Below are 20,632 nucleotides of genomic sequence, written 5' to 3'. Positions count from 1 at the left end.
AAGCTGGCATCTCGGGTGGCGAGCGCCGCGCATATCGGGAGAGATCCCAGCCTCCGCTGGGATGACGGGGGAGGGAGTGGCGGCTAACGCCCAATTGTTGCCTTTCCGCACCGTTATAGCCGTGGGTCTTGAAACAGGCTTTGTCATCACCGCTTGAAGGGCAGCGCGCTACTGAACCTTGGACTCCGACGCAAAAATAACTTTCCCGTGATATCCAAGGTTTGCTGGATCGTACCCGGTCTGCACGGTGATTTTATAGCACTGCGTCCAACCATAGCCGGGCTTCATGATGCCATCAAAGTGCAAATAACCGGTATCGAGAGCCAGATCCGTCGAGTGCTCCCGCGCGTTTGCCTCGATTGAAAAGGATACATCCCCAACAGTCTTTCGTGATTTGTTATAGAATTCAACTTTTAGCGGATAATCCTTCGTGCAACGGAACGACTTCGACCCAGTGGAGATGATCGAAGCCGCGCCGTCATCATATTGGGCGGCAATTTCGATCTGATCTTTCAGCGGTGGGAACAGCTCAGGCCCCAACCAGGACACCCACACGAGCATCAGACAAAGTGCGACCGCCGGAGCGAAAACGACAACCACAATAACGCGCCAAAGTGTTTCTAGAACCTTTAACATCACATCGCCAACTGAAGTTGGTTGAGTGAGCTTGCCGATGTGGAAAGGGCCGTTCCAAATACGAAGGACCAACTCGACGAACTTGTAAGCAGCCCCCACATCGTCCTCCAGTTGCCGACCGAAATTCTCCTATTCAAACATACACAGCCTAACGCGATGGCAAACGCAACAATCAGTACACCCGGATCGACAACATCCGAGGCCCTCCCCGATGCCTCGGCGACAAACCATGTCGCGCCGCCCCACGCCCATCGGAACCAGCCTCACCCCCAGAGGCCCGCCCCCGCGTTCAGCATCCTGCCCTTGTCGAAGACGAAGCCGTCCGGCCGGTCGCGGGCGAGGAGCAGCGGGCCGTCGAGGTCCACCCACTCCGCGCCCTGCGCCGCGAGGAAGGCCGGCGCCACGCCCAGCGACGTCGACAACATGCAGCCGACCATCAGCTTCAGCCCCGCCGCCCGCGCCTCGCGCGAGAGGAGCAGCGCCTCGGTCAGCCCGCCGGCCTTGTCGAGCTTGATGTTCACCGCCTGATAGCGCCCCACGCAGCGCGCAAGGTCGCTGCGATCCTGGCAGCTCTCGTCGGCGCACAACGGGATCGGCGAGATCACATTGTCGAGCAGATGATCCTCGCCCGCCTTGACCGGCTGCTCGATCAGCTCGACGCCGAAGGGGACGAGCGCCGCCGCCTCCGCCGCCACGTCGCGGCCGGTCCAGGCCTCGTTGGCGTCCACCACCAGCCGCGCGCCCGGAGCGCCGCGACGCACGGCGGCGACGCGATCGAGATCGCCCTCACCTGCCAGCTTGAGCTTGAGCAGCGGATAGCGGCCGGCCGCCGCGCGGGCATCGGCTTCCATCTTCTCGGGCTCGCCGAGCGAGATGGTGAAGGCGGTGGTGACCGGCCGGGGCTCGTCCAGCCCGGCAAGGCGCCACACCGGCAAGCCGCAACGCCGCGAGTCGAGATCCCACAGCGCCGCGTCCACCGCGTTGCGGGCGGCGCCGCGCGGCAGCAGCGAGAGCAGGTCCGCCCGCGTCGCGCCCTGGCAGATCGGATCGACGACGCTCAGGATCTGATCCCGCACGCTCTCGGCGCTCTCGCCATGATAATAGATGGCGGTCGCCTCGCCGCGCCCGCGCCATTCCCCTTCGGCGAGCGTGGCGACGACCACGTCCACCTCGGTCTTGGCGCCACGGGCAATCACGAACGAGCCGGCCACCGGCCAGCGCTCGATGCGCGCGGCAAGCCGCGTGCAATGGTCGGCCATGCCGTCTTTCTCCTTCAGGTGGTGGCGGCTGCGCTCTGGACACCGCTGGGCGCAGGCAGCGCGCGCGGGGCCGTGGCAGGCCAGTAGGTCTTGGGCAGGATGCGCGCCGCGCGATCGAACGACGCCTTCACGTCCGCCCGCTGGAGCAGCCGCGCCCAGAGCGCGCGCAGCCGCGAAGCCGGATGCGGGAGCAGCGCCCCCTCCGGCTGGAACTGATCGGCGATGCGATCGGCGCCCTCGTGCGTCGCGAGCGTGGCGACCGCGATCGCCGCCGCCTCCTCGTCGCGCCCGGCGCAGAGCAGGCCTTCCACCGCCGCCGCCTGATTGTCGGCGGAGGCCGCCTTGAGCGCATCGGCGGCGACTTTCTCCTCGGCCGAGCGCTGGAGCCCGGCGAGCGCGCACACCTCGTTGCGCCGCAGCCAGTTCAGGCCATAGGCCGAGAAATATTGGGCATTGTGCTGCGTGCCGGTGCGGGCGACCGCCAGCTCCTCGTCGTAGCGGCCATCCTCATGGAGCATCTCGGCCAGCGTGATGAGCGCGCTGGCGGCCTCGGGCGTGGTGGCGAGGTCGGCGGTGGCGAAGGGGCGGAGCCGCGCCAGCGCCTGATCGCGATGCCCGTCGGCGGCCATCGCCTCGGCATCGGTGAGGACGATGCCGACCTGCTGCTCGGTCATGCCCGGCGCGATCCTGGTCGGCCCGGCGGTCACCCCGACATCCTCGTATCGGCGCAGGAACAGGAAAGCGCGCGCCGCGTCCAGCGTCGCCTGCTGGTCCTGCGGGGTGCTGGCATAGATGTCGAGCGCGGAGCGGGCGAAACGGTCGATCGCGGTGCCGCCGGCCGGCCCCATGCGGGCCTCCACATCGGGCCACAGCGCGGCATAGCGCCGCTGGATCGCCATCTCCCACAGATAATTGGGCCGATGGACGCGGCCGAGCAACTGGCGCGCATCGTCGGGCGCGTTGTGATCGAGCAGCGTGCCGATCCCGTCCGCCGCCAGCGCCTCGGGCAGCGCCGGCTCGTCGGTCGGCTCCCAGTCGGCGAGCGCGAGGGCCAGCGAGACGCGGTCGCGCCGCTGGACGTCGCCCATCGCCGTCAGCTTCTGGGCGAGCGCGCGCCACAGCTCGCCCGGCATCATCGCCAGCGCGCGCGAGCGGGCGTCGGCGATCGCCGCCAGGCCGTCGGCGGCTTCGGCATAATGGCCGGCGTCCGCGTCGACGAACACCTGGAAGCCCTGCACCAGCGGATTGTCGGGCGCCTGCGCGCGCAGCTCCGCCAGCGCCGGCGCGAGATCGCGCTGGCGGCCGGCCTCGGCGAGGCAGGGCAGCCGCAGAAGCTGGGCGGAGAAGCGCGTGGGCGTCCCCTTGCCTTCCTCCTTCGCCACGACCGGATCGAGCAGCGCCAGCACGCCATGGCAGTCATGCGCCTGCGCACGCTCCAGCGCGCGGGCGACGATCGCCCCGTCGTCCGCCGGCCGCATGTGCGGGGGCGCCACCGGATTGCGGGGGACGGCCGCGCCGCCCGGCCCCGCCAGCAGCGCGCCGAGCGCGACGCCGAGGGTCAGGAGGCGGAGGCGGCCTGTCTCAGCGCTCATGCCCCGCGATCCACTCCTCCAGCACCGGCGCGATCTCGTCGCGCCAGCGGCGGCCATTGAAGATGCCGTAATGGCCCACCTTCTCGGCCATGAGATACCGCTTCTCGGTTTCGGGCAGATTTTTGGCGATGGTGAGCGCCGCCCTGGTCTGGCCGATGCCGGAGATATCGTCGCGCTCGCCCTCGATCGCCAGCAGCGCGGTGCGGGTGATCGCGCCCGGATCGACCTTGCGCCCGCGATGCAGGAGCTGGCCCCTGGGCAGCTTGTGCTTCTGGAACACATCCTCGATCGTCTGGATGTAGAACTCCTCGGTCATGTCGCAGACCGAACGATATTCCTCGTAGAAGGCCTTGGTGGAGTCCGCCCCCTCGCCATCGCCGTCGACCAGATGCTGGAACATCCGGTAATGGCTCATCAGGTGGTTGCCGAGGTTCATCGCCATGAAGCCGGCGAGCTGGAGGAAGCCCGGATACACCTTCCGCCCCGCGCCCGGATAGAAGAAGGGCACGGTGGCGATGACATTCTGCTCGAACCAGGCGAGCGGCCGCTGGGTGGCGACGGTGTTGACCGCGGTCGGCGCCTTGCGGGTGTCGATCGGGCCGCCCATCATCGTCAGCGTCGCGGGCGCCGCCGGATTCTTGTCGGCGTTCATCAGGCAGGCGGCGGCATAGGCCGGCACCGAAGGCTGACACACGGCGAGGACATGCGCGCCGGGGCCGATGAGCTCCAGAAATTCAACAAGATAATCAATATAATCGTCGAGGTCGAAACGGCCCTGATCGAGCGGGACCAGCTTCGCGTCGCGCCAGTCGGTGATGTAGACGTCGTGGCGGGGCAGCATCCGCTCCACCGTGCCGCGCAGCAGCGTGGCGAAATGGCCCGACATCGGCGCCACGATCAGCAGCTTGGGGCCGCCCTTCACGCCGGCACGCACGAAGCGCTTCAACTGGCCGAACGGCTTGCGGAGCACGATCTCCTCTGTGACCGCTACCTCCTTGCCCTCGACGCGGGTGGTGGTGAAGCCGAAATCCGGCTTCCCGCGCGGCTGGGAGGCGTGGGCGAAGACATCGAGGCCCGAAGCGATCATCGGGCCGAAACCGGTGTGCGACAAAGGGTTAACGGGATTTTGCAGCCATTCCGCGCTCAGATTCGCCATCAGGCTCGCGCCGGAAAGCCAGGAACGCTGCAATTCATAAGCGTCGTACAGCAATTCTATCTCCCGTTGCGGCGAACCTGCCGCATGGAACCGGTCACAAAGGTCTGCCCTTCTACCCGAAACTATCCCCAACGCTGTTGCAAAATAGGAATGCAGGAAGGAGGTTTCCACAGTCCTACCGAGCGATCCGTCATTCGCCTTAGCAACCGCGCATTGAGCCGAACCGGTCGGAATGCTAGTCGAGCCGCCATGGCTCGATCCGCCCCCGAAAGCGCCCCTCGCGAGCGGCGTCTTGGCAACCTCCGGCTCGTCTGGGCACATGCCCTTCGCTATCCGGGTCATATCCTCGCCGCGTTCGCCGCGCTGTGCGTCTCCTCGGCGGCGACGCTCGGGATACCCTATGGGTTCAAGCGGATCATCGATCGGGGCTTCTCGGCGGGCGTCGATCCGCATGGGCTGGCGGTTTCCTTCCATTATCTGCTGATGATCGTGGTGGTGCTGGCGATCGCCACCGCCTGCCGCTTCTGGTTCGTCTCGTGGCTCGGCGAGCGCGTGGTGGCGGACATCCGCACCGAGGTGCAGGCCAATCTGCTGACGCTGGCGCCGCGCTTCTTCGAGGAGAACCGCCCCTCCGAGATCGCCTCGCGACTCACCTCCGACACCACGCTGATCGAGCAGGTGGTGGGCACCACCGTCTCCGTGGCACTGCGCAACATCTTCACGATGATCGGCGGCGTGACCTATCTCTTCGTCCTCGCGCCCAAGCTCGCGGGGATGATGCTGCTCGGCATTCCGCTGGTGCTGCTGCCGCTGATCCTGCTCGGGCGGCGGGTGCGGGGCTTCTCGCGCGGCACGCAGGACCGGATCGCGGCGGTCGGCGCGATCGCCACCGAGGTGCTGGGCGCGATGAAGATCGTGCAGGCCTTCGGGCAGGAACCGCGCGAGGCGAGCCGCTTCCGCCAGGCGGTCGAGAGCGTCTTCGCCACCGCCAAGCGGCGCATCGCGTTCCGCGCGCTGATGACCGCGCTGGTGATCGGCCTCGTCTTCGGCGCGATCACGCTGGTGCTGTGGGAAGGCGCGCTCGATGTCGCGGCGGGCCGCATGTCGGGCGGCGCGATCGCCGCCTTCGTGCTGACCGGCGGCCTCGTCGCGGGCGCGTTCGGCGCGCTGGCCGAGGTCTATGGCGACCTGCTGCGCGGCGCGGGCGCGGCGAGCCGGCTGGGCGAGCTGCTCGCCGAGCGGCCCGAGATTCGCGCGCCGGCCCATCCCCGCGCGCTGCCGCAGCCGGCGGCGGGGCGGCTCCAGTTCGAGAATGTCACCTTCCGCTACCCGACTCGTCCCGAGGTCGCCGCGCTGGAGACCTTCACGCTCGACATCCCCGCCGGCGAGACGGTCGCCGTGGTCGGCCCGTCGGGCGCGGGCAAGTCGACGCTGATCCAGCTCGCCCAGCGCTTCTACGATCCGCAGGGCGGCCGCGTGCTGCTCGACGGCGTGCCCCTGCCCGAGGCGGACCCGGCCGAAATCCGCACCCGCATCGCGATGGTGCCGCAGGAGATGGTGATCTTCGCGGCCTCCGCGCGCGACAATCTGCGCTACGGCCGCTGGGACGCGGACGACGAGGATCTCTGGACCGCCGCCGAGGCCGCCAACGCCGCCGATTTCCTGAAGAGCCTCCCGCAGGGGCTGGACACCTTCCTCGGCGAAGGCGGCGCGCGCCTGTCCGGCGGCCAGCGCCAGCGCCTCGCCATCGCCCGCGCGCTGCTCCGCGACGCGCCGCTGCTGCTGCTCGACGAGGCGACCTCCGCGCTCGACGCCGAGAGCGAACGGCTGGTGCAGGACGCGCTCGACCGGCTGATGGCGGGCCGCACCACGATGGTGATCGCCCACCGGCTCGCCACCGTGCGCAAGGCGGATCGCATCGTCGTCATGGAGAAGGGCCGCATCGTCGAGCAGGGCACGCATGACGAGCTGTTCGCGGGCTCCGGCCTCTACGCGCGGCTCGCCAAGCTCCAGTTCGAGACGGCGGGCTGATACGCCAAGGCCGTTGGCGGGCGAACAGATAGCCAACCCATCCTCCCCGCTCGGCGGGGAGGGGGACCAGCCGCAGGCTGGTGGAGGGGAATCCCCGTCGTCTCAGCCCCTCCACCACCGCCTTCGGCGGCGGTCCCCCTCCCCCTTCGCAGGGGGAGGACGGGAGGAGGCCGCGCCCCTTACGGCCGATAGGTCTCCTGGAAGCGCACCGGGCGACCGTGCGCCTCGCTGGCGAGCGTCGCCTCCCACATCACGCGGCGGCCGCGGATGATCGTGCCGACCGGCTGGCCGGTGAGCGTCATCCCCGCGAAGGGCGACCAGCCGCAGCGCGAGGCGAGCCACTCGTCTTCGATCGTCCACCGCTTCTTCAGGTCGACGATCGTGAAGTCCGCGTCATAGCCGGGGGCGATGCGGCCCTTGTTGACGAGGTTGAAGATGCGCTGCGGGCCGGATGCCGTCAGGTCGATCAGCCGCTGCATGGTGAGCCGCCCCTTCGCCACATGATCGAGCATCAGCGGCAGCAGCGTCTGCACGCCTGGCATTCCCGAGGGCGAGGCCGGATATTCCTTTGCCTTCTCCTCCTTGGTGTGCGGCGCATGGTCCGAGCCGAGCACGTCGGGCACGCCCTGATTGACCCAGTGCCACAGCCCATCCCGATGCGCGCCCGAGCGGATCGGCGGGTTCATCTGGGCATAGCTGCCGAGGCGCGGATAGGCCTCTTCGCCCGCCAGCGTCAGATGCTGGGGCGTCACCTCGCAGGTGGCGATATCCTTGTTCTGGCCCAGGAACTCCAGCTCGGCGGGGGTGGTGACGTGGAGGACGTGGATGCGCCGCCCCGCCTCGCGCGCCAGCTTCACGATGCGGCGGGTGGCGAGCATCGCGCTCTCGTCGTCGCGCCACACCGGATGCGAGGAGGGATCGCCCGCCACGCGCAGATGGGCGCGCTCCTGCATCCGCGTCTCGTCCTCGGCGTGGATCGCGACACGGCGGCGCCCATGCGCCAGCACGCGCGCCAGCTCCTTGTCGTCGGACACGAGCAGGTCGCCGGTGGAGGCGCCCATGAACACCTTGATGCCGGCCGCGCCGGGCAGCATCTCCAGCTCGCCCAGCTCGGTCGCGTTGGCCGCCGTCGCGCCGACATAGAAGGCGTGGTCGCACCACATGCGATCCTTCGCGCGCTTCAGCTTCTCGTTGAGCGCGTCGACCGAGTCGGTGTTGGGCTTGGTGTTGGGCATCTCGAACACGGCCGTCACGCCGCCAAGCACGGCCGAGCGGCTGCCCGACTCGAGATCCTCCTTCTGCTCGAGGCCGGGCTCGCGGAAATGGACCTGGCTGTCGATCACGCCCGGCATCACGGTGAGGCCGGTGCAGTCGATCGTCTCGCCCGCATCGCCGCTCGCGCCGATCTCGACGATCCGGCCGCCGCGCACGCCCACCGACGTCTCGACCGGGCCGGAGGGCGTCCAGACGGTGCCGTTCTTGAGGATCAGATCATATGTTTCAGCCACAGCCCACTCCGTTCGTCCTGAGCGAAGCCGAAGGACGTGCCGGCCCGCGCGCCTCGCCCGCCGCACGCACTCCGACAAGCTCGGTGCGAACGGGTTTCATTCCGATTGGCTCCTCCCTACCTTGCCGGCATGAGCACCGCCACCCTTCTCGCTTCCCGCGCCGTCCTCCGCCTGTCCGGCCCGGAGGTGCGCGACTTCCTGCAAGGCCTCGTCACCAACGACACCCGCGAACTGGCCGAGGGGCGGCCGGTGTGGGCCGCGCTGCTCACGGCGCAGGGCAAGGCGCAGTGGGATTTCATCCTCTGGCCCGACGGCGAGGATGTGCTGATCGATTGCGAGGGGAGCCAGGCCGATGCGCTGGCCAAGCGGCTCACCCTCTATCGCCTGCGCCGCCCGATCGCGATCACGCGGGACGAGACGCTGGGCGTCCACTGGTCGGCCGAGGGGACGGGCGACCCCCGCCTCCCCGCGCTCGGCCGGCGCTGGCTGGGGGCGCCGGCGGGTGAAGGGGTGGAAGGGGCGTGGCTGGCCCATCGCCTCCGCCTCGGCGTGCCGGAGGGCGTGGCCGAACTCGGCGCCGACAAGACGCTGTGGCTGGAGGCGAACGCCGTCGAGCTGCATGGCGTCTCCTTCACCAAGGGCTGCTATGTCGGCCAGGAGAACACCGCGCGGATGAACTGGCGGCAGAAGGTCAACCGCCGGCTGATCGTGGCCGAGGTCGACTCCGATCCGGGCGAGGCTGCGCGGGCCTATTATCCGGCGCTGGGCCTCGCGGTGGCGCAGGTGCGCGTCGAGCAGCTTCGCGCGAGCGATATGGTGAAGCTCGGCGCCGTCGAAGCCCGCCCGCTCCGCCCCGACTGGCTGGAAGCCGCCATCGCCGAGGAGGAACCCGCATGAGCGATCCCGTCCACAGCCGCCCGCCGAGCCGCTCGGCCGCGCTGGGCGGCGTGGGGGTGATCTTCGTCACCGGCAGCTTCGCCATCGTCGCGACGGGTGCGGTGCTGCTGCTGGCGCGGAGCTACGGCTTCCATATGGAGGCGATCGACTGGGTGCTGCTCGGCCTCGTGCTGGCGCTCACCATCGGCGGCGGCCTCGCGCTCGCCCGCTTCATCCGCGCCAACCCCGGCGCCATCGGCGAGGCGCGCTTCGACACCTCCCACCCGGACGACCCAGCCCCGCGCTAGCCTTTGGTTTGACGCGATTTCCGAGCCAGCGGATGATCCCATCCGCTTCGAAATCGCTCTAGGCCAGCTCCATCTCCACCTTGTTCTGCGCGAAGGCGGCGACGATGCTGGCGCGCAGATGCGCCTGCCGGAAGGGCTTGGAGAGGCGCACGATATCGGGCGCGATCAGGTCGATCCCCTGATAGCCCGAGACGATCAGGATCGCGATCTCCGGGTGATCCGCGCGCAGCCGCACCGCCAGTTCCGCACCCGTCATGCCCGGCATGATATGATCGGTGACGACGATATCCGGCCGATAGCCGCCCTCGATCAGCGCCAGCCCCTCCCGCGCGCTCTCCAGCTCGCGGACGGTGAAGCCCAGATCGCGCAGCATGTCGGCGGTGCCGATGCGGACCAGCGGATCGTCCTCGATCAGCAGCAGCTCGGCCCGGCCGACCGCGGAGCGCGCCGGCGCGGCGGACACCACGCGCACGGCATTGTCGCGGCGCGCGAGCGGCAGCCAGAGAGTCACCTCGGTGCCCCGGCCCGGCTCGCTGGTGAGGGTGAGCGCGCCGCCCATCTGGCTGACCAGCCCGTCCACCATCGACAGGCCGAGGCCCGTGCCATGGCCCACCGCCTTGGTGGTGAAGAAAGGCTCGGTGGCGGACGCCAGCGTGCGGGCATCCATGCCGACGCCCTCGTCCCGGATCGCGAGCCGGATGAACTCGCCCGCCGGCAGCGTCTCCGGCCGGTCCGCGCCGGAGAGCCCGGCCGAAATCCGCACCGTCCCGCCCGCGGGCATCGCGTCGCGCGCGTTCACCGTCAGGTTGAGGATCGCCATTTCGAGCTGATGCCGATCCGCGCGGATGGCGGGCAGGCCGTCGTCCACCGCGATCTCCACCGCGATACGCGTGCCGACCGTGCTCTGGAGCAGGCCCCGCATCCCCTCGACCAGCGGGCGCAGGTCCAGCACGGTGGAGACCAGCGGCTGGCGGCGCGCGAAGGCGAGCAGGCGCTGGATCAGCGTCTTGGCGGTCTCGGCCGCCTCCATCGCCACCGCCGCGCTGCGCGAGACGATCTCGGGCGCGGCACGGCCGGCCAGCACCATGTCGAGGCTCGACATGATCGGCGAGAGCAGATTGTTGAAATCATGGGCGACATTGCCGGTGAGCTGGCCGATGATCTCCATCTTCTGGGTCTGGCGGAGGCTTTCCTGCGTCCGCTCCAGCTCGGCCGTGCGCTCGGCGACGCGGCGCTCCAGATCGGCGCCCATCGCCTCCAGCGCGGACATCAGCCGGCCATTCTCCAGCGCGGTCGCCGCGCTGCGCGCCAGCGCCTCCAGCAGCGCGATCTCGTCGCCGCCCGGCTCATGCACGGCGGCCCAATAGGCGCCCAGCGCCGCCACCGGCTCGCCCGCGCCGATCGGCACCATCAGGATGCTGCGGACGAACGTGTCCTTATAGGCCTGGAACGGCACGCGCGGATCGGTGGCGATGTCGGGGATCGAGACGATCTCGCGATGCCGCATCGCCCAGCCCGAGACGCAACTCCCCGCCGGAAAGCGCTGCCCCTGCCACAAGGGCTCCTTCGCGTCCTCTGCGACATAATGGCAGGCGTCGCCCTCGCGCAGCACGACGGCGATGCCGTCCGCGCCGACGATCCGCCGCGCGGTGCGGCGCAGAAGCTCGACGACATCGTCCAGCGATCGGGCCTGCGAAAGCTGCTCCATCGCCGCCGCCACGCGCGCCCAGCGGGTCGCGAGCACCGAGGGATCCAACACCGCATCTGCTCGGCGATCGTGCGACATCGCATACACCACGCTATGGCGCCCCCTGTCATGGGCAGCTCTGGAAACCTTCGATCCGGCTGGTAAGCGAATCTCTCAATGATCGCGGTTAATTCGAAAGGAACGGCTGTCGTAAGCGGCGAACGGATGTTTGCAATGAGACCTTTGGATAAGGTCGTTCGCGACCTTCCCGCCCCGTTGTCGCCCGCCGGGAGGCCTGCCAGACTGTTTGCCTCAAACCTTGGGAGAGATGCGATCATGACGTTTGTTCGAGGCGGAGCGCGCATGGCCCTCGCCGGCCTGATGATGGCGACGGGCGCGCGGGCGGCGTCCCCGGCCCCGGCGGCCGACCCCACCAGCTTCGCCACCTCGGCCGATGTGCAGGCGCAGGTGGCGGCGATGGACAAGGCGATGAAGCCCGGACAGGGCTTCGCCTGGGCGCCGCTGGTCCGCCATGGCGACACCGCCGCCGGACTGGAGATTTGGAAGAAGCCCGGCAAGCCGGCGGTCCACCCCACCGACGGCGAATATACGATCGTCATCGCCGGCGCGGGGACGCTGGTGTCCGGCGGCACGCTGGTCGACGCGAGCGTCACCAAGCCCGGCCTCACCGAGGGCAGCCGGATCGAGGGCGGCACCACGCGCGCGCTCGCGCCGGGCGATGTCGTGCTGATCCCGGCGGGCACGCCGCACTGGTTCGGCATCACCGGCGCGCGGCTCGTCCTGCTCGGCATCAAGCTGCCCGCTCGGGCGAAGTAAACCGCGAAAACGCGGGACGAAGAATCAGCGTAAACGCTTTTTTAACCAGCCACGACAATCAAGTCTTGGAGGCTACGGCTTATCCCGCCCTCATCTGAGGAGGTACGGCTGGTGAAATCTGCGACCCTGATCTGCGCCATGCTCGGCCTGGCGACATTCTCCGTCCCCGCGTCCGCCGCCGATGGCGAGCTGGGCTTCGCCTCCTCGGGCACCGCCACGGTGACGGTCATCATCCCGCCGATCCAGGCCGGGATCGCCGCCACCGAGGAAGGCGCGGTCGGCCTCTGGACGCTCCAGCCGGGCGCGGCCGGGCTGATGGTGCGCCTGCCCGATCAGGTGGCGCTGGGGGGCCATTCCAGCCTCGACGTGTTCCGCGCCAACGGCAACGTCTTCGACGTCAGCCTGCCGGCGAGCACGGGCTTCCACCTCCAGCCCGCGCTCCAGAGCGAGAACAAGGGCCTCACCCGCCAGAACTACACGCTGTCGAGCGACGGCATCGCCCGGCACGATCCGTTGCAGGTGATGATCCGGGGCATCTGACGCCCGCCTCCACGCCGGGGCGACGTTTACCATTTCTGTCAAGTATTTTTGTTCGCGTCGAAGGGCGGGAGCCGAAAACCGGCTCGCCGCCCCGACCGGCGTCGCGCCGCCTTGCGATCGACGCCGCCAACGGCCGACATCATTCTGAAAACTCTTGCCGAATTTCCCCCGACTCGCGCCGATCGCCGCGAAATCGGTCGGGAACGGCCTCAGTCCCCATGTCCAGATATGGCACAGTCGACACGGGGACTGCTTTGACTCCCCCAAGGCGTCATCTACCTACCGCCTCAGCGTTAAGGGGTAACGCTTTTGGGGGATATATGGCGTCTCGGTCATGGTTCGCTTGCACGCTGCTGATGCTGACGGGACTGGCAATGCCGGCCCGAGCGCAGCTTGCGGTCGACCGCCTGTGGGTGGATTTCGAGCCCCGGTCCACGCCCCGCGCGGACGTCATCGTCCGCAACGAGAGCAAGGACCGTTATTATATCACGGTCACGCCCTCCGAGATCGTCAACCCCGGCACCGACAAGGAACAGCGCGTCGAGCAAGCCGATCCCGAGAAGCTCGGCCTGCTCGTCACCCCCAATCGCCTGATCCTCGATCCGGGCGCGATCCGCTCGATCCGCATCGTCTCGCTCAACGCCGATCTGAAGAGCGACCGCATCTATCGCGTGAAGATCTCCCCCGAGGTCGGCGACATCGACACGCCGGCGGCGGGCGACAACCATGCGGTCGCGATCAAGATCCTCGCCGCCTATGACGTGCTCGTCACCGCCCGCCCCCGCAACGCCAAGGCGCAGCTCGTGACGACGCGGGGGACGGACGATCTCGTCATCCGCAACGACGGCAACACCAACATCCTTCTGTTCGACGGGCAGCTCTGCCCGCCGGGCGCCGACGACAAGGCCGCCCCCGACGCCAAGCCGGCCGAGGGCAAGCCCGCCTGCGAGGCCGTCGGTTCCCACCGCATCTATCCGGGCGCAAGCTGGGATCTCAAGACCCAGACGGCGGCCGACAGCCTTCACGCCAAGGCGCGTTCATTCGCGTCAATCGACCCGAAGAACGTCACCTTTCCCTGATTTTCCGCGCGGCTCCCGCATCGGGCCTGCCCCTGTCGGGCGGGCCGGGGGACGCGCCAGTATCCGTGTAGCGTCCGCTTATGTGCGAAAGGCCGATGCCGCCACAGCATCGACCCTTCGTCGAACATGCCCTTCGAAAAGCCTGTTTCCAAAAAACCCTACCGACTGGGAGGTTAATGAATGTCTAAGCTTCTTCGCGCGCTCGTCGCGGTTTCCGCTCTCGCCGCCGCGCCGGCGTTCGCCGCCACCGACGGCAACCTCGACACTTCGAGCAGCCAGGGCTCGGTGGACTTCACCACCGTCATCCCGCAGATGGTCCGCATCTCGGGCCTGACCGACATGACCCTCAACGTCACGCCGGCCGCGCTCCAGAACAAGTATTTCAGCCGTCAGGACGCCGAGAGCCAGTTCTGCGTCTACTCGAACGTCGGCGCCGACGGCGGCTACACGATGAAGGTCGACGGCGACGCCGGCGACGGCAGCCACGGTTTCGGCCTCACCGGCCCGAGCAAGCTCGCCTACAATGTGTGGGTTTCCGACGACGTCAACAACCACTTCAAGAACTACACCTGGCCGGGCAACGTCGTGACCGGCTACAAGACGACCTCGGGCGGCAAGGCCCGTCCGACCGACCTGAACTGCTCGGGCGGCAAGGACGCGCTGGTCCATGTCGGCGTCGACAACAAGGACATCTTCGCGGCTGTCGCGGGCACCTACAAGGGCACGCTGAAGATCACCGTCGCGGTGAACTAAGTCCTGGGCGCGGCGGCCTCCCCGCGGGGCCGCCGCAACCTTTTCCGGGGGCAGATTTCCATGCATCGAACAGCTCTTTTCGGGCTTGCCGCGATCGCGGCGTGCGGGCAGGCGGCCGAGGCGCGCGCGCCGCTGGGCGCACCGTCGATGGCGCCATCGCCGTCGGCCATGCACGCGCCGATGGCCAGTCTCCGGGTCTATGGCCCGAGCCAGCGCGACGTCTGGCAGGGGCGCGGCGATGCCCGGCAATCGGTCGATCTGTGCGTGGTCAGCACCACGGGCCGCTTCCGCCTTCGGATCACCAGCCAGAGCGGCGGCGCGCTCATCAACCAGAAGAACCGCGTCCACTACACGCTGAGCTTCCGCGACGGCGCGGGCGCCGTGCATGACGTGGACGTGTCCGATCAGGCGCTGATCCTGATCGAAGGCAGCGCGCCCAGCGCCGCCGACTGCACCCACGGCCCCAATTCGACGCTCTCGCTGCGCGCCGCGCAGGCCGATCTGCTGAAGGGGCCGGCCGGCGAATATTTCGACAGGCTCCGCCTCGTCGCCGATCCGCTTTGAAGGGTGGCCGATCGGTGAAGCCCGTTCCGTCGCATTCCGCTTCCCCGCGCGCGCTGCGCCGCTCGCTGCTGATCGCGGGCGTGGCGCTGCCCGCGCTCGCCGCCCATGCCGCCGAGGCCGCCAGCCCCGTGCGAGGGCCTGCGATCGCCATGCTCGGCCAGACCGACCGCGCGCAGATGAACAGCCAGCCCAAGGATCTGCAATTGCAGACCAAGGCGCCGGCCGGCTTCGAGGACATCGGCACCAAGGTCACCACTCTCTTCGACCTGAGCTTCCAGGGCCGCCATATCGGCTCGTTCAGCGCCACCTACGACAAGGGCAGCCTCCAGTTCGCCGATCCCGCGCGGGTCGCGGCGGCGCTCGGCGGGGATGTCGACGCCGACAAGGTGAAGGCGCTCCTCTCGCAGGCGCTGCCCGGCAACGAGCAATATCGCTGCCGCCCCGGAGACCTCGCCACCGCCACCTGCGGGGCGCTGCCGGTCGGCCAGTCGGGCGTGGTGGTGACGCCGGAGAGCTTCTCCGTCTCGCTGTTCCTCGCCCGCGACTATTTCCATCTGATCGTGCCCACCGCGCGCGTGCTGGGGGCGCCCATCTCCGGGCCGTCGCTGATCCAGGGCGCGCGCGTGTCGGTGGCGGCGGAAAGCGGGGAGGTGCGCTATGGCGGCACCTTCGACACGCTGGCCAGCATCGGCCGCACCGCGCTCGTCGCGCAGACGGTGCTGAGCGACGATCAGGGCTTCCGCGCGCAGGAGCTCTACGCCCAGCGCATCTGGTCGGACCGGCGGATCGCGGCCGGCCTGTTGCAGGATCTCAACCTGCTGACCTTCACCAGCTACCGCATCGCGGGCGCGGAGTTCGGCAGCTTCTACGGCACCTATCTGGATAGCGCGAACGATCTCGCCTCGCCGCTTCAGGTGGTGCTGCCGCAGCAGGCGCAGGTCGAGGTGTATCGCGACAATGTGCTGATCTTCACGGGCCAGTACAGCGCGGGCCTCGCCACGATCGACACGCGCTCCTTCCCGAACGGATCGTACAACGTCCACATCGTCGCGCGCGACGGCGGCAACGTCATCCTCGACGAGAACCGCAACTACACCAAGCTCGCCGGCCTGCCGCCGCCCGGCAAGATCGCCTTCGACATCCGCGTCGGCGAGCGCACCTCCGACAATTTCGAGGATGACGGCCTCGGCAGCACGCCCGCGCACCCCTTCTTCCCCCGGCTGACCGGCGAGTTCGCGGCCACCGCCTCCGCCCAGACGCGCGTCGGCCATTCCTTCGCGCTCGGCGAGAAGGTGCTGGCGTTCAATTCCGACATCTATGCCGAAACCTCGCTGGAGGTGTTCCGCGGCAAGGTGCAGGCGGTGATCGCCGGCGGCGTGGGATCGCACGGCACCTATTCGGGGCTGGTGAGCGGCACGCTCACCTTCGAGAAGACCTCGTTCAACATCTCGGCGCGCAGCACCCACACCAACGAGACGCTGCTCGACGATGCCGGCGGCTTCGACCTCAAGAAATACCGCCCCTTCTTCCGCAACGAGGATTCGATCTTCGTCTCCGCCCAGCGCAAGCTGTTCGGCGGCACGCTGTCGCTGAGCGGCGGCTATACCCGCTCGCAGGATCTGCCCAACCGCTACACCTACAGCGCGCAATATACCCGCCCGATCGTGCTGCCGCTGGTCGGCATGGCGCTGATGACGATGCAGGGCAGCGTGTCCGACATCGATCGCCGGGTGAGCATCGGCTTCTCCTTCTACCGCCAGGTGGACCGCCACACGACCGCCGCGTTCAACATGGGCGGCGAGGTCGCGCATGGCGACGACGGCTCGCTGCGCAGCGGCTTCTCGCCGGTCGCGCTCGGCACGCTCACCCGCACGCAGCAGATCGGCGCGACCGACGTGATGGCGCAGGTCGGCGGATCGACCGACGCGGACAGCGATCGCCTGTTCGGCACCGCCCGCGCCGAGGCCGCGCTCGGCGAGGTGGACGCCACCGCCCAGTATCAGCATCAGGCGAGCGGCAGCGGCGACACCTCGGTGCTGGTCAACGCCCAGACCGGCTTCGTGATCGGCGGCGGCTCGGTGAAGCTCGGCCTGCGCAACCCGTCGGACGCGATCGTGCTGCTCGACATCAAGAGCGACAAGGGCGCCGCGCAGGCCGCCTCCGACGCCCCCGCCCCGTCCGCCGACGGCCATGACGATCCGGTGGTGTCCGAGGGCGGCTATCGCGTCACGGTCGACGACCGGCCGGGCGAGTTCGTGCGCGCGGGCCAGCGGATCGCGGTCGGCCTGCCGTCGCTCGCCTCCTACCAGATCGGCCTCAAGCCCGAGAACGCGCCGCCCTTCGACATCGACGCGGCGACGCGCACCGTGCCGCTCTATCCGGGCAACGTCGTGCGGCTGGAGTTCAAGGCGCGCGAGATCGTCAGCCTGTTCGGCCAGGCGGTGGACGCGCATGGCAAGCCGATCGCCAATGCGCGGGTGGAGGCCGGCACCGATTTCGCCATCGCCGACGATCATGGCTATTTCACCGTCACCGCCCCGCGCGGCGAGGCCATGACGGTGAAGACGCCATCCGGCGGCGCCTGCCTCAACAAGCGGATCGACGATGTGATCGGCAAGGAACAGTACGGCCTGATCTATCGCGTCGGCACGGTCGCCTGCAACCAGTGACCGGGCTCGCCCCCCGGCCGGCGCGTCATGCGCTTTGAGGGGCAGGAGTTTCGCGGCCAGACGCTGCTGCTGGACGGCAACGAGTTCGTCCGCTGCACCATCATCGGCTGCCTGCTCCGCTACAGCGGGACGACGGAGATCCACCTCGCCGAATGCCGCATGGGCGGCAACGAGTTCAGCTATGACGGCCATGCCGCCAACACGGTGCGCGCGTTGCAGGCGCTCGCGCGCTCGGGCGGCGGCGGGCTCGATCATGTGATGCGGCTGTTCCTCGCCGGCGCGCCGGTGGATTGGCACGGGCTGGCGGAGATCGCGCGCCTCCCCACCCTGCCGGACGAACCGCGCTGAGCCTTTCCCCTTGCAACCGCCTCGATTCCGGCGCGTTCTGCCCGCAGCGCCGTTCCGGCGTACAACAGAGGATTCGACATGAACGTTGGATTTGCGACCCTCGCCGCCGCCGGCGCGCTCTGCCTGACGGCCGCCGCGCCCGCGCTGGCCGAGACGGTGCATTACACCGCCCAGCTCGACGGCAAGTCGGAAGTGCCGGCCAACGCCACCGCCGGCAAGGGCTCCGTCAAGGCCGAGCTGAACACCGCGACGCGGGCCTTCACCTACACCATCACCTATTCGGGCCTGACCGGCCCCGCCTCCGCCGCGCATTTCCACGGCCCGGCGGCAGCGGGCGTCAACGCGCCCCCGGTCATCGCGATCAAGAACCTCGCCAGCCCGATCAAGGGCAAGGAGGTGCTGACGCCCGAGCAGGTGGCCGATCTCCAGGCCGGCAAATGGTATTTCAACGTCCACACCAAGGCGAACCCCGGCGGCGAGATCCGCGGCCAGCTCGCCAAACCCTGAGGCCTTCCTCTGGCAGGTTCGGGATCGTGCCCTATCTCGGTCCCGAACCTCAGCGGAGACGCCCCATGTCGAGCAAGCCCGTCAGGATACCCGGCCCCGATCATCCCATCACCGTCGAGCCCGCCGCCGCCCGCATCGTCGTGACGGTCGCCGGCAGGACCATCGCGGACAGCACGCACGCCCTCACGCTCCGCGAGGCGAGCTATCCGGCGGTCCATTACATCCCGCGCGCGGATGTCGACATGGCGGCGCTCGAACGCTCGGCGACGACGAGCTACTGCCCCTACAAGGGCGAGGCCTCCTATTTCAGCATCCCCGCCGGCGGGGATCGCTCGATCGACGCGATCTGGACCTATGAGGCGCCGCACGACGCCGTCGCGGTCATCAGGGATCATCTCGCTTTCTATCCCAGCCGGGTGGACGCGATCGAGGAGCGTTGACCGTCACCGCCGCGCCCGACATGGAGGAAGCCTTCAGTTTCGGGGGCGGCGATGACCAGCATCTATGATTTCACGGCGACCGGCATCACCGGCGAGCCCCGCGCGCTCGCCGACTATCGCGGGCGGGTGATGCTGATCGTGAACACCGCCAGCAAATGCGGGTTCACGCCCCAATATGAGGGGCTGGAGGCGCTGCATGAGGATTATGCCGCCAAGGGCCTCGCCGTGCTGGGCTTCCCCTGCAACCAGTTCGGCGCGCAGGAGCCGGGCGACGCCGCCGAGATCGCGACCTTCTGCAAGCTCACCTACGACGTCGATTTCCCGATGTTCGCCAGGATCGAGGTCAACGGCGACGGTGCCCACCCGCTCTACCGTTACCTGAAGAAAGAGGCGAAGGGCCTGTTCGGCACCCAGCGGATCAAGTGGAACTTCACCAAGTTCCTCGTCGACCGCAGCGGCAAGGTCGTCCGCCGCTTCGCCCCCAACGCCCGGCCCGAAACGCTGCGCCCCGCGATCGAGGCGCTGCTCTAGGGCTCAGGCGGCGGCGCGCATCGGCTCGGCGGCGGCCTCGGCCTGCTCCGGCTGGCGGACGGGCTTGGCGCCACGCGGCGCGCGGACCAGCAGGCGGCTCGCCAGCACGGTGACGGCGAGGATGCCGTAGACGATCAGCGTATATTCCGGCTTCACGATCAGCGAGATCGCCAGCGCGATGCGCAGGAAATCGGGGTTGAAGCCCAGCCCCTCGCCGACGGCCTTGCAAACGCCGATCAGGCTGGCCTGCTTGCGGGCGGCAACGGTCTCGTCGTGGGTCATCGGTCGGCTCCATGCGGTGGAGGAGCGGGCCTGCTCCCCTTCGCACGGACCATTGCAGGGCGCGTGCCAAACCGCCGGAAGCCCGGATTTCGGGGCGTTCGCAACGATCGGCGCTTCGCCACATCGGCGAGATACGCCAACAGGTGGCGGAAATGCCTATCCCGCGACGGCGTCGCGGATCGCCAGCGTCCGGCGGGCGGCCACCAGATGCAGTCGCTCGACCATCCGGCCCTCGACGCGGATCGCGCCCTTGCCGGCATTCTCCGGCAGATCGAACGCGGCGAGGATCGTCTCCGCCCAGCGGATCGCCTCCGCCGAAGGGGAAAAAGCGGCGTTGCACGGCTCGATCTGGCGGGGATGGATCAGCGTCTTGCCGTCGAAGCCGAACTCGACGCCCTGACGGCATTGCTCGACGAGGCCGGCCTCGTCCTCGAGCTCGTTGAACACGCCGTCGAGGATGGCCAGCCCATAGGCCCGCGCCGCCGCCACCGCGAGGCCAAGCGCGCCGACGAAGGGCAGGCGCGGGGTGGTGAGCGTCGCGCCCATCTCCTTGGCGAGATCATTGGTGCCAAGCACGAAGGCGGAGAGGCGCGTGTCGGCGGACATCCGCGCGATCCCGTCGAGGCGGAAGAGGCTGCGCGTCGTCTCGATCATCGCCCACAACCGCACGGTTTCGGGCGTTTCGGAGAGGAAGGCCTGATAAGCCGCGATGTCTCCGCCGTCGGAAACCTTGGGCACCAGCACCGCATCGGGCGCGAGCCCGGCCAGTGCGCGCAGATCGTCGGCGCCCCATGGCGTCTCCAGCCCGTTGACGCGCACCACCAGCTCGCGCGCGCCGAAGCCGCCCGCCCGCACCGCCTCGACCGCCTGCGCGCGCGCCAGCGCCTTGGCGTCGGGGGCGACGGCGTCCTCCAGATCGAGGATCACCACGTCGCAGGGGAGCGTCCGCGCCTTCTCCAGCGCGCGCGGGTTGGAGGCGGGAAGATAGAGCGCGCTGCGCCGGGGGCGGATGTTCACGCTCGATCTCCT

At 68.9% G+C, this 20,632-nt stretch carries 21 protein-coding genes; 13 read left to right on the top strand and 8 right to left on the bottom strand.

Features of this window, described 5'->3' with window-relative positions:
- Positions 1–168: 168 nt before the first annotated feature.
- The 4 genes from FHS98_RS13225 to FHS98_RS13210 all read right to left on the bottom strand — a co-directional run bounded on the left by FHS98_RS13225 (position 169) and on the right by FHS98_RS13210 (position 4,697).
- Positions 169–735: a hypothetical protein gene (locus FHS98_RS13225; RefSeq protein WP_167105761.1), complete on the bottom strand. Its 567-nt coding sequence runs from the start codon at positions 733–735 to the stop codon at positions 169–171.
- Positions 736–899: 164 nt separating this feature from the next.
- Entirely contained in the window at positions 900–1,895 is a 996-nt protein-coding gene (gene dgcA, locus FHS98_RS13220) for an N-acetyl-D-Glu racemase DgcA (protein ID WP_167105758.1), read from the bottom strand.
- Positions 1,896–1,909: 14 nt separating this feature from the next.
- On the bottom strand, positions 1,910–3,487 hold the full coding sequence (locus FHS98_RS13215) for a hypothetical protein (protein ID WP_167105755.1): 1,578 nt from the start codon (positions 3,485–3,487) through the stop codon (positions 1,910–1,912).
- Entirely contained in the window at positions 3,477–4,697 is a 1,221-nt protein-coding gene (locus FHS98_RS13210; RefSeq protein ID WP_167105752.1) for a polyhydroxyalkanoate depolymerase, read from the bottom strand. Before FHS98_RS13210 ends, FHS98_RS13215 begins: the two co-directional genes overlap by 11 nt.
- 195 nt (positions 4,698–4,892) lie before the next feature.
- Between FHS98_RS13210 and FHS98_RS13205 the strand changes: the two genes are divergently transcribed.
- Complete coding sequence (locus tag FHS98_RS13205) at positions 4,893–6,674, top strand: ABC transporter transmembrane domain-containing protein (RefSeq protein ID WP_167105749.1); 1,782 nt, start codon at positions 4,893–4,895, stop codon at positions 6,672–6,674.
- Positions 6,675–6,853: 179 nt separating this feature from the next.
- Here FHS98_RS13205 and FHS98_RS13200 read toward each other — a convergent pair whose 3' ends face one another.
- A complete protein-coding gene (locus tag FHS98_RS13200; protein WP_167105746.1) occupies positions 6,854–8,182 on the bottom strand; it encodes a dihydroorotase in 1,329 nt (442 codons plus the stop codon).
- A 129-nt stretch (positions 8,183–8,311) separates the two neighbouring features.
- Here FHS98_RS13200 and ygfZ point away from each other — a divergent pair, with 129 nt between their 5' ends.
- Positions 8,312–9,079, top strand: a complete 768-nt coding sequence (gene ygfZ, locus FHS98_RS13195; protein ID WP_167105743.1) for a CAF17-like 4Fe-4S cluster assembly/insertion protein YgfZ — start codon at positions 8,312–8,314, stop codon at positions 9,077–9,079.
- Positions 9,076–9,366, top strand: coding sequence for a hypothetical protein (locus FHS98_RS13190; protein ID WP_167105740.1), 291 nt, complete (start codon positions 9,076–9,078; stop codon positions 9,364–9,366). The genes ygfZ and FHS98_RS13190 overlap by 4 nt, the downstream gene beginning before the upstream one ends.
- 58 nt (positions 9,367–9,424) lie before the next feature.
- Here FHS98_RS13190 and FHS98_RS13185 read toward each other — a convergent pair whose 3' ends face one another.
- A complete protein-coding gene (locus FHS98_RS13185) occupies positions 9,425–11,125 on the bottom strand; it encodes an ATP-binding protein (RefSeq protein ID WP_341786068.1) in 1,701 nt (566 codons plus the stop codon).
- A gap of 291 nt (positions 11,126–11,416) precedes the next feature.
- Between FHS98_RS13185 and FHS98_RS13180 the strand changes: the two genes are divergently transcribed.
- The 10 genes from FHS98_RS13180 to FHS98_RS13135 all read left to right on the top strand — a co-directional run bounded on the left by FHS98_RS13180 (position 11,417) and on the right by FHS98_RS13135 (position 19,321).
- Entirely contained in the window at positions 11,417–11,890 is a 474-nt protein-coding gene (locus FHS98_RS13180) for a cupin domain-containing protein (protein ID WP_208402261.1), read from the top strand.
- Between the two features lie 111 nt (positions 11,891–12,001).
- Positions 12,002–12,430, top strand: coding sequence for a hypothetical protein (locus FHS98_RS13175; RefSeq protein WP_167105734.1), 429 nt, complete (start codon positions 12,002–12,004; stop codon positions 12,428–12,430).
- 356 nt (positions 12,431–12,786) lie between these two features.
- On the top strand, positions 12,787–13,509 hold the full coding sequence (locus FHS98_RS18990) for a hypothetical protein (protein WP_167105731.1): 723 nt from the start codon (positions 12,787–12,789) through the stop codon (positions 13,507–13,509).
- Between the two features lie 180 nt (positions 13,510–13,689).
- Positions 13,690–14,262 (top strand): hypothetical protein, encoded by a 573-nt coding sequence (locus FHS98_RS13165; RefSeq protein WP_167105728.1) that lies wholly within the window; start codon positions 13,690–13,692, stop codon positions 14,260–14,262.
- Between the two features lie 60 nt (positions 14,263–14,322).
- Positions 14,323–14,826, top strand: a complete 504-nt coding sequence (locus tag FHS98_RS13160) for a hypothetical protein (RefSeq protein WP_167105725.1) — start codon at positions 14,323–14,325, stop codon at positions 14,824–14,826.
- A 14-nt stretch (positions 14,827–14,840) separates the two neighbouring features.
- Positions 14,841–17,495, top strand: a complete 2,655-nt coding sequence (locus tag FHS98_RS13155) for a TcfC E-set like domain-containing protein (protein ID WP_167105722.1) — start codon at positions 14,841–14,843, stop codon at positions 17,493–17,495.
- Positions 17,496–17,522: 27 nt separating this feature from the next.
- On the top strand, positions 17,523–17,843 hold the full coding sequence (locus FHS98_RS13150) for a hypothetical protein (protein WP_167105719.1): 321 nt from the start codon (positions 17,523–17,525) through the stop codon (positions 17,841–17,843).
- A 78-nt stretch (positions 17,844–17,921) separates the two neighbouring features.
- Complete coding sequence (locus tag FHS98_RS13145; protein ID WP_167105716.1) at positions 17,922–18,350, top strand: CHRD domain-containing protein; 429 nt, start codon at positions 17,922–17,924, stop codon at positions 18,348–18,350.
- A 65-nt stretch (positions 18,351–18,415) separates the two neighbouring features.
- Positions 18,416–18,790, top strand: a complete 375-nt coding sequence (locus tag FHS98_RS13140; protein WP_167105713.1) for a DUF427 domain-containing protein — start codon at positions 18,416–18,418, stop codon at positions 18,788–18,790.
- A gap of 51 nt (positions 18,791–18,841) precedes the next feature.
- Positions 18,842–19,321, top strand: coding sequence for a glutathione peroxidase (locus tag FHS98_RS13135; RefSeq protein ID WP_167105710.1), 480 nt, complete (start codon positions 18,842–18,844; stop codon positions 19,319–19,321).
- Positions 19,322–19,324: 3 nt separating this feature from the next.
- Here FHS98_RS13135 and FHS98_RS13130 read toward each other — a convergent pair whose 3' ends face one another.
- Together FHS98_RS13130 and FHS98_RS13125 are read right to left on the bottom strand one after the other, a co-directional pair.
- Positions 19,325–19,603 (bottom strand): PspC domain-containing protein, encoded by a 279-nt coding sequence (locus FHS98_RS13130; protein WP_167105707.1) that lies wholly within the window; start codon positions 19,601–19,603, stop codon positions 19,325–19,327.
- A 156-nt stretch (positions 19,604–19,759) separates the two neighbouring features.
- Positions 19,760–20,620, bottom strand: coding sequence for an aldolase/citrate lyase family protein (locus FHS98_RS13125; RefSeq protein ID WP_167105704.1), 861 nt, complete (start codon positions 20,618–20,620; stop codon positions 19,760–19,762).
- Between the last annotated feature and the right edge of the window lie 12 nt (positions 20,621–20,632).

Source organism: Sphingomonas oligoaromativorans, assembly GCF_011762195.1.
In the GTDB taxonomy this organism is placed as follows: domain Bacteria; phylum Pseudomonadota; class Alphaproteobacteria; order Sphingomonadales; family Sphingomonadaceae; genus Solisphingomonas; species Solisphingomonas oligoaromativorans.
This window is presented reverse-complemented; position numbering and strand designations above follow the sequence as displayed.

Coding starts and splice junctions, on each gene's coding strand:
- dgcA (WP_167105758.1), bottom strand. CDS start 1,895: ATGGCCGACCATTGCACGCGGCTTGCCGCGCGCATCGAGCGCTGGCCG.
- FHS98_RS13215 (WP_167105755.1), bottom strand. CDS start 3,487: ATGAGCGCTGAGACAGGCCGCCTCCGCCTCCTGACCCTCGGCGTCGCG.
- FHS98_RS13205 (WP_167105749.1), top strand. CDS start 4,893: ATGGCTCGATCCGCCCCCGAAAGCGCCCCTCGCGAGCGGCGTCTTGGC.
- ygfZ (WP_167105743.1), top strand. CDS start 8,312: ATGAGCACCGCCACCCTTCTCGCTTCCCGCGCCGTCCTCCGCCTGTCC.
- FHS98_RS13190 (WP_167105740.1), top strand. CDS start 9,076: ATGAGCGATCCCGTCCACAGCCGCCCGCCGAGCCGCTCGGCCGCGCTG.
- FHS98_RS13180 (WP_208402261.1), top strand. CDS start 11,417: ATGGCCCTCGCCGGCCTGATGATGGCGACGGGCGCGCGGGCGGCGTCC.
- FHS98_RS18990 (WP_167105731.1), top strand. CDS start 12,787: ATGCTGACGGGACTGGCAATGCCGGCCCGAGCGCAGCTTGCGGTCGAC.
- FHS98_RS13165 (WP_167105728.1), top strand. CDS start 13,690: ATGTCTAAGCTTCTTCGCGCGCTCGTCGCGGTTTCCGCTCTCGCCGCC.
- FHS98_RS13160 (WP_167105725.1), top strand. CDS start 14,323: ATGCATCGAACAGCTCTTTTCGGGCTTGCCGCGATCGCGGCGTGCGGG.
- FHS98_RS13150 (WP_167105719.1), top strand. CDS start 17,523: ATGCGCTTTGAGGGGCAGGAGTTTCGCGGCCAGACGCTGCTGCTGGAC.
- FHS98_RS13145 (WP_167105716.1), top strand. CDS start 17,922: ATGAACGTTGGATTTGCGACCCTCGCCGCCGCCGGCGCGCTCTGCCTG.
- FHS98_RS13140 (WP_167105713.1), top strand. CDS start 18,416: ATGTCGAGCAAGCCCGTCAGGATACCCGGCCCCGATCATCCCATCACC.
- FHS98_RS13135 (WP_167105710.1), top strand. CDS start 18,842: ATGACCAGCATCTATGATTTCACGGCGACCGGCATCACCGGCGAGCCC.
- FHS98_RS13130 (WP_167105707.1), bottom strand. CDS start 19,603: ATGACCCACGACGAGACCGTTGCCGCCCGCAAGCAGGCCAGCCTGATC.